The sequence below is a fragment of the Mesorhizobium sp. WSM3864 genome (assembly GCF_002294955.1).
Classification (GTDB): Bacteria; Pseudomonadota; Alphaproteobacteria; order Rhizobiales; family Rhizobiaceae; genus Mesorhizobium.
Map to the genome: position 1 here is coordinate 168,240 of NZ_NSGD01000002.1, position 11,973 is coordinate 180,212.

Annotated in this window: 7 protein-coding genes and 1 pseudogene; 1 reads left to right on the forward strand and 7 read right to left on the reverse strand. The window is 65.8% G+C overall.

The annotated features are described in order from the left end of the window. Positions 1-247: 247 nt before the first annotated feature. From CK215_RS05130 to CK215_RS31240, 4 genes are read right to left on the reverse strand one after another with little or no spacing between them, the layout of a single operon-like run. Positions 248-3,466: an efflux RND transporter permease subunit gene (locus CK215_RS05130; RefSeq protein ID WP_095830308.1), complete on the reverse strand. Its 3,219-nt coding sequence runs from the start codon at positions 3,464-3,466 to the stop codon at positions 248-250. Continuing rightward, positions 3,463-6,564, reverse strand: coding sequence for a multidrug efflux RND transporter permease subunit (locus CK215_RS05135; protein ID WP_095830582.1), 3,102 nt, complete (start codon positions 6,562-6,564; stop codon positions 3,463-3,465). Before CK215_RS05135 ends, CK215_RS05130 begins: the two co-directional genes overlap by 4 nt. Before the next feature lie 29 nt (positions 6,565-6,593). Further along, a complete protein-coding gene (locus CK215_RS05140) occupies positions 6,594-8,087 on the reverse strand; it encodes an efflux RND transporter periplasmic adaptor subunit (RefSeq protein ID WP_245418611.1) in 1,494 nt (497 codons plus the stop codon). A gap of 4 nt (positions 8,088-8,091) precedes the next feature. Then, a complete protein-coding gene (locus tag CK215_RS31240; RefSeq protein ID WP_170950228.1) occupies positions 8,092-8,229 on the reverse strand; it encodes a hypothetical protein in 138 nt (45 codons plus the stop codon). A 334-nt stretch (positions 8,230-8,563) separates the two neighbouring features. Here CK215_RS31240 and CK215_RS05145 point away from each other — a divergent pair, with 334 nt between their 5' ends. Further along, a complete protein-coding gene (locus CK215_RS05145) occupies positions 8,564-9,916 on the forward strand; it encodes a hypothetical protein (RefSeq protein WP_095830309.1) in 1,353 nt (450 codons plus the stop codon). A 73-nt stretch (positions 9,917-9,989) separates the two neighbouring features. Here the strand turns inward: CK215_RS05145 and CK215_RS31720 are convergent. The 3 genes and pseudogenes from CK215_RS31720 to rarD form a co-directional block, all read right to left on the reverse strand. Continuing rightward, positions 9,990-10,220, reverse strand: a pseudogene (locus CK215_RS31720) (CorA family divalent cation transporter); the annotation flags it as partial. 50 nt (positions 10,221-10,270) lie between these two features. Then, positions 10,271-10,957: a glutathione S-transferase family protein gene (locus CK215_RS05155; protein ID WP_095781505.1), complete on the reverse strand. Its 687-nt coding sequence runs from the start codon at positions 10,955-10,957 to the stop codon at positions 10,271-10,273. 9 nt (positions 10,958-10,966) lie between these two features. Next, the gene (gene rarD, locus CK215_RS05160; protein ID WP_095830310.1) at positions 10,967-11,896 is read right to left on the reverse strand and encodes an EamA family transporter RarD; all 930 of its coding nucleotides are present in this window, start codon (positions 11,894-11,896) and stop codon (positions 10,967-10,969) included. Positions 11,897-11,973: the final 77 nt, after the last annotated feature.

Consider the following 11,973-nt stretch of genomic DNA (forward strand, 5'->3'; position numbering starts at 1 on the left):
ACCAAGGAAGCGACGCAAAAGGCCCGCCCGCGACGCCCCTGTATAGCGCTTGGGCAATTGCCGGGTGAGCAGGAACTGGTCGCGCCCTTCGAGGGCGCATCCGATGATGAAGCATCTTGCCAGTTCACCAAGCGATGGCCCAGATCTCACGATCAACCGCCTCGGGTGGCGTTGAGGGAGATGAAGGCGCGCCGGGCCGAACTGTTTCGCTTCGCGCGGTCGAACAACTCAAGGTCGCGGTGCCCGATCACTCCGCCGGCGCCACTCGCAGCGTCGGTCTGCGGGCGCTGAGCCGGTCGAGATAGAGATAGACGACCGGGGTGGTGTAGAGCGTGAGAAGCTGCGAGACGATGAGGCCGCCGACGATCGCGATGCCGAGCGGCTGGCGCAGCTCCGCCCCAGTGCCGGTCTCGAGCGCCAACGGCAAGGCGCCGAGCAAAGCCGCAAAGGTCGTCATCATGATCGGCCGGAAGCGCTGGAGGCTCGCCTTGTGGATGGCTTCTCGCGGCGCAAGCCCTTCCTGGCGCTCGGCCTGCAAGGCCATGTCGATCATCATGATGGCGTTCTTCTTGACGATGCCGATCAACAGAATGATGCCGATCAGCGAGATCACGTCGAATTCCATGCCGGTGACGATGAGCGCGAGCAGCGCGCCGATGCCGGCCGAGGGCAGCGTCGACAGGATGGTGATCGGGTGCACGTAGCTTTCGTAGAGCACGCCGAGCACGACATAGATCGTGGCGAGCGCGGCAGCGATCAGCAGGAGCTCGTTGAGCAGGTTGGAGCGGAAGGCGAGTGCGGTGCCGGCAAGCGAGCCGTGGATCGACACCGGCATTTTCAGCTCCGCCATGGCGCGGTCGATTGCCGCCGAGGCGTCGCCGAGCGTGGCGCCATCGGCAAGGTTGAACGAGATCGTCGTGGCGACGAAGTGGCCCTGGTGGTTGACCGAAAGCGGCGTGGTCGCCGGGCCGTAAGTGCTGAAGGCGGCGAGCGGCACCATGGTCTCGGCCGAGGTGCTGACGGCGGCGCCGCTCGAGGCGCTGCCGTGGCCGGTGACGGCGATCGCATTGGTCGCCTGATTCTGCAGCGAGCCCGACAGGCTGCCGGCCAGTGCGTTGGTCTTCTGCGTGCCGCTCGCCGCCGCGCCCGAGGTGCTGACATAGATTCCGTTGAGCGCGCTCGGATCCTGCAGATAGCGCGGCGCGACTTCCATCACCACGTGATATTGGTTGCGGGCGTTGAAGATGGTCGACACCTGGCGCTGGCCGAAGGCGTCGTAAAGCGTGTTGTCGATGCTCGCCGGCGTCAGGCCGAGCCGGGCCGCGCTCTCGCGGTCGACGGTGATGTTGGTTTCGAGCCCGGCCTCGTCGCGGTCCGAATTGACGTCGGTTAGCTCCGGCGCCTGTTTCAGCAATTCGACGAGTTTCGGCGCCCATTCGTCGAGGTCCGCGGTCGTATCGGCCTGCAGCGTGTATTGATAGGTGGCGAGGCTTTGGCGGCCGCCGACCCTGATCTCCTGGCGCGGGTTCAGGAAGAGCTGCGCGCCGGGCAATTGCCTGAGCTGTGCGCGCAGCCGCCCCAGCACCGCCTGCAGCGGCGCACGATCGCCCTTCGGCTTCAGGTTGACATAGACGAAGCCGGAATTGGTCTGGCGGCCGCCGATGTAGCCGACGACGTTCGCCACCGACGGATCGCTCTTCAGGATCGTCTCCAGCCGCTCGAATTTCTGCCGCATCAGTTGGAAAGAAATGGCCTGGTCGGCGCGCAGGCCGCCGATCAGCTCGCCGGTGTCCTGCTGTGGGAAGAAGCCCTTCGGCACGATCGTATAGAGGTAGACGTTGAGCGCGACGGCCGCGATCAGGATGATGAGCATCGCCTCGGCATTGTCGAGCGACCAGGCGAGCGAGCGGCCGTAGCCGGCGCGGACGCGCTCGAAGACGCTTTCGCCGAAGCGGGCGAGGATGGAACGGCGCTCCGACCGGACTGCACCCGCGCGCAAAAAATGTGCGCACATCATCGGCGTCACCGTCAGCGACAGCACCAGCGAAATGGCGATCGCCAGCGACAAGGTCATGGCGAATTCCTGGAACAGGCGGCCGAGTATGCCGCCCATCAAAAGGATCGGCAGGAACACGGCGACGAGAGAAGCGCTCATCGACAGAACGGTGAAGCCGACCTCTTGAGCGCCGACCAGCGCCGCCCGGCCGCGCGGCATGCCGTCCTCGATGTGGCGCATGATGTTTTCCAGCACCACGATGGCGTCGTCGACGACGAAGCCGGTGGCGATGGTGAGCGCCATCAAGGACAGATTGTCGAGCGTGTAGCCGAGCAGGTACATCGCTCCGAAGGTGCCGAGGATCGAGACGACCAGCGCCACGCTCGGGATCAGCGCCGCGCGCCAGTCGCGCAAAAAGCAGAACACCACGAACACGACCAGCAGCACCGCCAGCACCAGCGTCAGCTCGGTGTCGCGCAGCGAGCCGCGGATGGTGAGGCTGCTGTCCGACGCGATGCTGAGGCGCGCATCCGCCGGCACCGAAGCCTGCAGTGTCGGGATCAGCGCGCGCACGCGGTCGACCGTGTCGATGATGTTGGCATTGGGCTCGCGATAGAGCACCAAAAGCACGGCCGGCACGCCATTGGCGAGGCCGAGATTGCGCACGTCCTCGACCGAGTCCTCGACATCTGCGATGTCGGCGAGGCGCACCGCCGCACTGTTGCGCCAAGCGATCACCAGGTCGCGATAGTCGGCGGCATGGCTCGCCTGGTCGTTGGTGTAGAGCTGGTAGCGGAGCGCGCCGTCCTCCTCGAAGCCCTTCGGACTGCGGGCATTGGCCGAGGCAAGTGCGGCGCGCACATCCTCCAGGCCGATGCCGTAATGGAACAGCGCGCCTGGATTGAGCTCCACCCGAACGGCGGGCAGCGACGAGCCGCCGAGATCGACATTGCCGACGCCCTCGACCTGGGAGAGGCGCTGCTGGAGCACGGTCGCGGCGGCATCGTAGAGCTGACCGGGTGTGAGTGTGCGCGAGGTCAGCGCCAGGATCATCACCGGCGCGTCGGCGGGATTGTATTTGCGGTAGGTCGGGTTGCTGCGCAGATCGGACGGGAGGTCGGCGCGCGCGGCGTTGATGGCGGCTTGAACATCGCGCGCGGCGCCGTTGATGTCGCGATCGAGGTCGAATTGCAGCACCACGTTGGTCGAGCCGGTGCCGGAGCGCGACGTCATCTCGGAAACGCCGGCGATCTGGCCGAGATGGCGTTCGAGCGGCGCCGCGACATCGGTCGACATCGTGTCGGGACTGGCGCCTGGCATCGAGGCCTGCACCGAGATGGTCGGGAAATCCACCTTGGGCAGCGGCGCGACGGGAAGATTGACGTATGCGATCAGGCCCGCCGCCGCCAATCCGATGGCCAGCAGCGTCGTGGCGACCGGCCTGGCGATGAAGGGCGCGGAGAGGTTCACGGCGTGAGCCCGCCGGCCGGCGCTCTCGCTTCACGCGCCCCCGACCGCGTCAGTCTATCGAAGGCAAGGTAGATCACCGGCGTGGTGAAGAGCGTCAGCACCTGGCTGACGATCAGCCCGCCAACGATGGTGATGCCGAGCGGCTGGTGCAATTCCGAGCCGGCAAGGCCGCCGAGCAGGAGCGGAAGCGCCCCGAACAGCGCGGCCATCGTCGTCATCAGGATGGGCCGCAACCGCAGCAAGCAGGCTTCGTAAATTGCCTCGCGCGGGTCCAGCCCCTGCAGCCGCTCGGCCTGCAGGGCGAAGTCGATTATCATGATGGCGTTCTTCTTGACGATGCCGACCAAGAGCACGATGCCGATGATGCCGATCACGTCGAGATCGTGGCCGGCGAGCATCAGCGCCACCAGCGCGCCCACGGTTGCCGAGGGCAGCGTCGAGAGGATCGTCAGCGGGTGGATGAAGCTCTCATAAAGCACGCCAAGCACGACATAGACGGTGGCGACTGCCGCGAGTACCAGCAGCAGCTCGTTGGAGAGCGAGCTTTGCAAGGCAAGCGCGGCGCCCTGGAAGCCGGTAACCAGGCCGGCGGGCGGCTGCATGTCATGTTCCGCCTTGCTGATCGCCGCGGTGGCGTCGCCGAGCGAGATGCCGGGCGCGAGATTGAACGAGATGGTCGCGGCCGGGAACTGGGCAAGGTGGTTCACCAGCAGCGGCGCCTGCCGGACACTGATATTGGCGATCGCCGATAGCGGCACCTGGCCGGAACCGGAGGACGGCAGGTAGATCGAGCCCAGCGAAGCCGGCGTCTGTCCCACCGAGGGGTCGGCTTCAATGATGACGCGGTATTCGTTCGACTGGGTGAAGATGGTCGAGATGATGCGCTGGCCGAAGGCATCGTAGAGCGCGTTGTCGACGGTCGCTGGCGTAATCCCGAAGCGTGCCGCCGTCGCTCGGTCGATGGTGATGTCGACCGCAAGCCCGCTCTGCTGGCTGTCGCTGGCGACATCGGCGAGTTCGGGAAGTGCCGCCAGCCTATCGGTGAGCTTCGAAGTCCAGGTCGCCAGCTCGGCCGGATCCGAATCCTGCAGAACGTATTGGTACTGCGACGCGCTGGAGGTGGAGTCCACGCTCAGGTCCTGCACCGGCTGCATGTGCAGCGCGATGCCGGTCACGACGTCGGTCTCCCGAGCCAGCCGCCGGATGATCGCGCTGGCATCGGCCGCGCGCTCGTCGCGTGGCTTGAGATTGATCAGCATGTGGCCACTGTTGGCGGTCATGTTCTGGCCGTCGACGCCGATGAAGGACGACAGGCTCGCGACATCCGGGTCCTTCAGGATGACATCGGCGAGCGCCTGCTGGTGCGCTGCCATGTCGGCGTAGGAGGCCGAGCCCGCGGCCTCGGTGATCGCCGAAATCGCGCCGGTGTCCTGAACCGGGAAGAAGCCTTTCGGGATGACAACATAGAGATAGACGGTGAGCGCAAGCGTGGCTGCGGCGACCAGCAGCGTCAGCGCCTGACGGTCGAGCACCCACCGCAAGGCGGCGGCATAGCCATTCGCGACAGCGTCGAAGCCGGCCTCGGCGCCGCGCGCCAGCGCGCCCTGCCTGCGTTCGGACGGCGGCTTGAGGAGCCTGGCGCACATCATCGGCACCAGCGTCAGCGAGACGATGGCCGAAATGACGATGGCGATCGCAAGCGTGATGGCGAATTCGTGGAACAGGCGGCCGACGACGTCGCCCATGAACAGAAGCGGGATCAGCACCGCGATCAGCGAGACGGTGAGCGAGATGATGGTGAAGCCGATCTGGGCCGAGCCTTCGAGCGCGGCGGTGACCCGATCGTCGCCATGCTCGATGAAACGCGAGATGTTTTCGATCATGACGATGGCGTCGTCGATGACGAAGCCGGAGGCGATGGTCAGCGCCATCAGCGACAGATTGTCGAGGCTGAAGCCCCAAAGATACATGACCGCGAACGTGCCGATCAGCGACAGCGGCACCGACAGGCTCGGAATGATCGTCGCCGGAATGTTGCGCAGGAACAGGAAGGTGACGAGCACGACCAGAAGCGCCGCCGTCGCCAGCTCGAACTCGACGTCATGGACTGAGGCACGGATGGTGGTCGTGCGGTCGGTCAGCGGCTCGACGGTGACCGCCGCCGGCAGGCTGGCGCGAAGCTGTGGCAGCAGCGCCTTCACCGAGTCGACGACGCGGATGACGTTGGCGCCGGGCTGGCGCTGGATGTTGAGCAGGATCGCCGGCGAGCGGTTTTCCCAAGCGCCCAGCTTCGAGTTCTCCGGCCCCTCTATGATATCGGCGACCTCGCCCAGCCTGACCGGCGCCCCGTTGCGGTAAGCGACGACCATATCCGCATAGGTCTTGGGGTCGCTGATCTGGTCGTTGGCGTTGATGGTGTAGGAACGGGCCGGCCCGTCGAAGCTGCCTTTCGGCGTGTTGACGTTGAGCGTGCCGATGGTGGTGCGCAGATCGTCGATGTTGAGCCCCATGGCGGCCAGCGCCTTGAGCTTTACGCGGATGCGCACGGCCGGCCGCTCGCCGCCCGAGATGCTGACCAGCCCGACGCCCGGAAGCTGCGAGATCTTTTGCGCCAGCCGCGTCTCGGCATAGTTCTCGACTTCGGTCAGCGGCAGCGTCTTCGAGGTGATCGCCAGCGTCAGGATCGGCGCGTCGGCCGGATTCACCTTGGCGTAGATCGGCGGCGCCGGCAGGTCGGCGGGCAGAAGGTTGCCGGCCGCGTTGATCGCCGCCTGAACCTCCTGCTCGGCAATATCCAGGCTGAGGTCGAGGCTGAAGCGCAGCGTGATGACCGAGGCGCCGGCCGAACTCCCCGACGACATCTGCTCCAGACCCGGCATCTGGCCGAACTGGCGCTCCAGGGGCGCCGTGACTGAAGTCGTCATCACGTCCGGGCTGGCGCCGGGATAGAAGGTCTGCACCTGGATCGTCGGGTAGTCGACCTCAGGCAAGGCCGAGAGCGGCAGGAAGAGATAGGCGATCATGCCGACCACCAGGATGGTCGCCATGATCAGCGTGGTGGCCACCGGCCGCAGGATGAAAGGCCGCGACGGGTTCAGCCAACCGGAGACGAGACCGCTTGGCGTGCTCATTGGGCTTCGCCGCTGTCGCCACCATTTCCGCTGCTGCCGCTATTACCGTTGCCGTCGCGACGATGGTGGCGGTGGTGCTTGCGGCCGGCATCGCCCGATGCGTCCGCGCCGCCGCCTGCCGAGCCTTGGCCCTGGCCGCCCGACAATGCGGGCGCGTTGCCGGGGCCGACGGCAGACGTATTGCTGGTCGCGGCGGCCGGCGCACCGGCGGCCGCGCTGCCCCTACCCGCGGCTTTTGGCTGCGCGGGAGATCCAGCGCCGGCGGTCGGCGCGGCGCTGTTGTCAGGCACGGTCACCTTGGCGCCGTCCTTCAGCCGGTCGACGCCATCGACGACCACCTTGGCGCCCGGCGGAAGGCCCGACAGCAATTGCGTCACCGAGGCGTCGCCCGGGCCAAGGGAAACGGTCTTCACCGAGACGGTGCTGTCGTCGTTGAGCTGATAGACGAAAGTGCCTGGAGCGCCGTGCTGGATGGCCGCGTTGGGCAGCACCGTCACGCCGGTCAGGGTGCGCACCAGGAGATGCACGTTGACGAACTGGTTGGGATAAAGCCCGCCGTCGGCGTTAGCAAACACGGCGCGCAGCTTCACGGTGCCGGTGGTCGGATCGATCTGGTTGTCGATCGTCTGCAGGGTGCCTTCGGCGATCTGCTTGGTGTCGTTGCGGTCGAACAAGGTGGCCTTGAGCCCCGCATTGCCATGCGTCTGTTCCAGCACTTCGGCGAGGGTGTCTTCCGGCAGCGAAAACAGCACCGAAATCGGCTGCATCTCGGTGATCACCGCAATGCCGGTGCTGTCGGAAGGCGTGACGTAATTGCCCTGATCGACCTGCCTGAGGCCGATGCGGCCGTCGGCAGGTGCAACGATATGGCTGTTGGCGATATTGACCTCGACGGCCTCGATCTGCGCCTGGTCGGACATGACCGTGCCCTCGTCGGATTGCACGGTCGCGCGCTGCAGGTCGACCGCCTGCTGCGTGATGGCGTTGGAGGTCAGCTTCAGATCGCGGTCGAGGTCGAGCCTGGCATCGCTCAGCAGCGCCTGATCGTGCTTCAATTGCCCCTGCAGCTGATGCAGCGAGGCTTGAAGAGTGCGGTCGTCGACCTGGGCAAGAAAATCGCCTTTCTTCACCATCTCCCCTTCGGTGAAGGCGATCGCGGTGATCTGCCCGCTGACCTGCGGGCGCACCGTCACCGTCGACAGTGAGGTGACCGTGCCCAGCGCCTCCAGCGTGATCGGGATGTCGGCCTGCGTCACCGAGGCGACGGCGACCGGCTGCGCGCCGAGATCGCCGCCCCGGAAGCGCCCGCCGCCGCGCGCGCCTTGCTGGTGCACCGGTGCTGGATGCAGCCAGAAGGCGACGCCCGCTCCAGCCGCCACCAGCAGCAGCGCGACCATCCAGCCGCGGCGCCGGCGACGCACGACCACCGGCTTGATGTCCGTCATCGGCTCACGGAGCGGCTGTAGCCGGCTGGCGACTTCGTCGTCCACTTTGTCACCTATCCATCGAACCGGAAGCGGCCAGGTCGAAAGCGGCCAGGTCGACCACGTCCTTGGCCAGCGTCACAGGCCCAAGAAGCAGTCCGGCCGGGAACATAACGCCGGAACCCGGCCGTGCAATTGCGCGCGACATTAAATTCCCGTAAGAATTGAATGGGTTAGGTTGAAGACCACACTCAAAAATGCATGCCTGGGGCGGGCTGTTCGGGGACGTGCCCCCATCGCGTGGGAGTGACCGGCCGCGCCGCGCCGGCCAATGATGACAAGGCTTTAAGGGGTGAATCCGGCCCGTGCGGCGGACCACCTTTCGAAGGCCGGACGTCGTTCCCGTCCCGGCGGCAACCGCAGCCTCCGAGCGGGACGCCACTCCATCCCGCTCGCAAAGATGTGAACGCAGCCACGTGCGAAGCTGCCCTATTCCTCAGCTTTATCGGCAGCGGGCCGGATCGCGATCGAAGAGGGAAGCCATGACCTTTGCACGGCTGCTCGCCTTGCCCCTGCTCAGCCTGTTGGCGCTCGGCCACGCGACCGCGCAAAGTCCGGACGGGGTCACCTCGCATGACGCACAGGTCGAGGATCTGAAAGTCTTCCGCCATGACTTTCTCGAGGTCGACCGATCCTACTCGCAAGCCGCCCGCGCGGAAGCGGAACTTCGCCTGCAGGCCCTGGACGCAGCTGCAGGCTCGATCGATGCGGCGATGTTCACCGTTCATCTCTGCCAGATCGCGGCACTGGCCGACAATGGTCACACGACCTGCAAGTTGCCGCGCGCCAATGGTGTGGCGATGTCTTTGCTACCCATTGACGGCGCCTTCTACGTCATAGCGGCCAGCCCGCAAAACGGCGATCTGCTGGGCAGCCGACTCGCCGGCATCGACGGCCATCCGGCTGCTGAAGTGTCCTCGGCGCTGCGCAGCCTGCATGGCGGCGTGGCGGCATGGCGCGACATCGAGGCGACCGACGCGATCGTCCGGCCCGATCTGCTGCATGCGCTCGGGCTCGCCAATGCCGCCGGCGACGCGACCTTTCGCTTCCAGACGCCCGACGGCCGCATCATCGACCGCAAGCTCACGCCGGAGCCGCAGCGCCGCGACTGGGTGAAGATTTTTCCCAAGGGCCGCGCGCCCTGGCCGCTGCGGGATCAGGAACAGCCGTTCCGCTGGCGCGATGCGCCCGAACTCGATGGCGTAGTCGCCCAAATCAGACGCAACGTCGACGGCAAGACCGGGAAGATAGCCGATTTCCTGGCTGAGGTCGAAGCCGCCCGGGTCCGCCTCGGCCGCAAGAACCTCGTCCTCGACATGCGCTTCAACACCGGCGGCAACTTGATGCTGACCCGCGATGCGCTCAGTTCCTGGCCGTCCCGCGTCAGCCCGCCGGGACGGCTGTTCGTGCTGGAAAGCCCGATTACCTTTTCGGCGGGAATTGTCGACGTCGCCTATCTCAAGCAGGCTGGCGGGGACAGGGTCACACTGGTCGGCGAAGCGCCCGGCGACCGCATGATGTTCTTCGCCGATCAGCAGCAGGTGACGCTGCCGCATTCGGGCGTCGTGCTGCAGTCCGCGACGCAGCGCTACGACCTTCAAAACGGCTGCAAGGCCTACACCGACTGTTTCGTCGGCATGGCGCAACCGAGTTCCGCCACGGGCACGACGCCCGTGCTTGTCGCCACCATCGACAAAGGCAAGGGCCGCAAGCCGGTTGCGCTCAAGACGCTAGAGCCCGACATTGCCGCGCCATGGTCGATCGACGATCTGCTCAAGGGTCGCGATCCCGGAATGGCGGCCGTTCAGGCGGCGTTGGCGGGACAGCAAGAGTAGGACTGTTCAGTCGTGTTTTTATAGCGGAAGCGACCGGCGACATGGCGGCAAGGCTCTCGCACCGCGCGCATACGACGACGACCGAAATCGCCGTCACCACCCAGAAGCCGAGCGCCGTGTCGACTAGCGGCAGCGCGCCGACATTTATGCCGAACAGGCCGGAGATGATGGTCATCGGCAGCAGCACCGCCGTCATCACGGAGAGGATGTAGAGCAGTTGGTTCGACCGCTCGGTGAGCTTCGCCATCAGTTCGTCCTGCAAAAGCCGGGTTCGCGCCTGCAACTGCTCGCCGTCGTGATGCAGCGCCGGCATCGTCTACATGGTCGTACGGCGGCTGGGCTGGGTTTAGCGTCCTATGCGCTTGCGCGCAGATCCTCGACGACCGTACCGGCAGCGCGGACTTCCGCCTCATGGTCCGGCTCGCGCCATGTCTCGGCGAGACCGGCCGCATACCATTCGCGCATGGCAGGCAGATCGAGCAACCGCTGGGGATAAGCAGCGGCAGCGCCCTCGAATGCCAGTCCATAGGACTGTGCCCGGAAAGCGACCGGAGCGAAGAAGGCATCGACCGCGGTGAAGTGGTCTCCGGCAAGGAACGGTCCGCCGAAGCGCGCAAGGCCGTCGTTCCACAAGTCGCCCAGGCGGAAGAGATCGTGCTTCAGCGCAGCGGACATCGATGCCAGCTTGACGCGCACGCCACAGCTCATCGGGCAGTCATTGCGCAGCGCGGTAAAGCTCGAATGCATTTCGGCGGCGGCGGAGCGCGCCCAGGCGCGCGCTTTGGCATCGGCCGGCCAGACGCCCTGATGCCGCTCGGCCAGATATTCGACGATCGAGAGCGAATCCCACACCGCCCAGCCATCGTCGACCAGGCAGGGCACGCGGCCATTCGGCGAGAATGACCGGAAGATGCTGAAACTTGAACCGGTCGGGAACGGCGTCAGCCGCTCCTCGAAGCGAATGTCGAGGGTCCGCATCAGCAGCCAAGGCCGCAGCGACCAGGACGAATAGTTCTTGTTGCCGATATAAAGCTGGTACATTTGCCGCCCTCACCTCGTCGCGGGACCCGCCTGGCGAACCTCGCGCCCTCTGAACATCGACCAGCTGTACATGGCCAGCGCAGTCCAGATAAGGGCGAAAGCTATGGCCTGCGTGCTGCCGAACGGCTCATCGAAGATCAGGACGGCGATCAGGAACACCATGGTCGGCGCGATATATTGCATGATGCCGATGGTGGAGAGGCGCAAAAGCCTGGCGCCGAAGGCAAAGAGCAGAAGCGGCACCGCGGTCACCGGGCCGCAGCCGATCAACAGCGCGGTGTCGGCGCCGGTGCTGGAGATGAAATGGTCCTCGCCCGTGGCGACCAAGTAGGCGATGTAGCAAAGCGCCGGCACCGACAGCAAAAGGACCTCGAGCAGAAAGCCCTGGCTCGGCCCGATCGGCAGCGTCTTGCGGAAGAAGCCGTAGGCGGCGAAGGAGAAGGCCAATGCCAGCGATACCCAAGGCAATTTGCCGGCCTCGACGGTGAGCACGGTCACCGCAATGGCGGCCAGCGCCACCGCCGCGATCTGCAGCCGGTCGAGCCGTTCGCCGAGGAGAACCGCGCCGACCACCACGCTGACCAGCGGGTTGATATAGTAGCCGAGCGCCGTCTCGACCGTGCGGTCGACTGCGATCGCCCAGACATAGATGCCCCAGTTGACCGAGATGAGCGTCGCCGTCAGCGCCGCCATGGCGAGGCTTTTCGGCGAGCGGATCGCGGCCTTGAAGTCGGCGGTGCGGCCGGCCCAAACCAGCACGGCAGCGGCGATCGGCACCGACCAAACGATCCGGTGCGAGATCACCTCGATCAGCGGCAGATGCGCCACCGCTTTCATGTAGAAGGGCAACAGCCCCCAGAGAAAATAGGCGCCGAGCGCCAAAAGGAAGCCGCGGCGAGCCTTGGCGTCTTGATCGAGATCGGCTGTTGCGGTGACCATGGCTCAACGCTATGGCCCAGGGGACCGTCCAAGACCATCGCAAAATTCTGATGGATCAATGGACTTTTGATGATGGT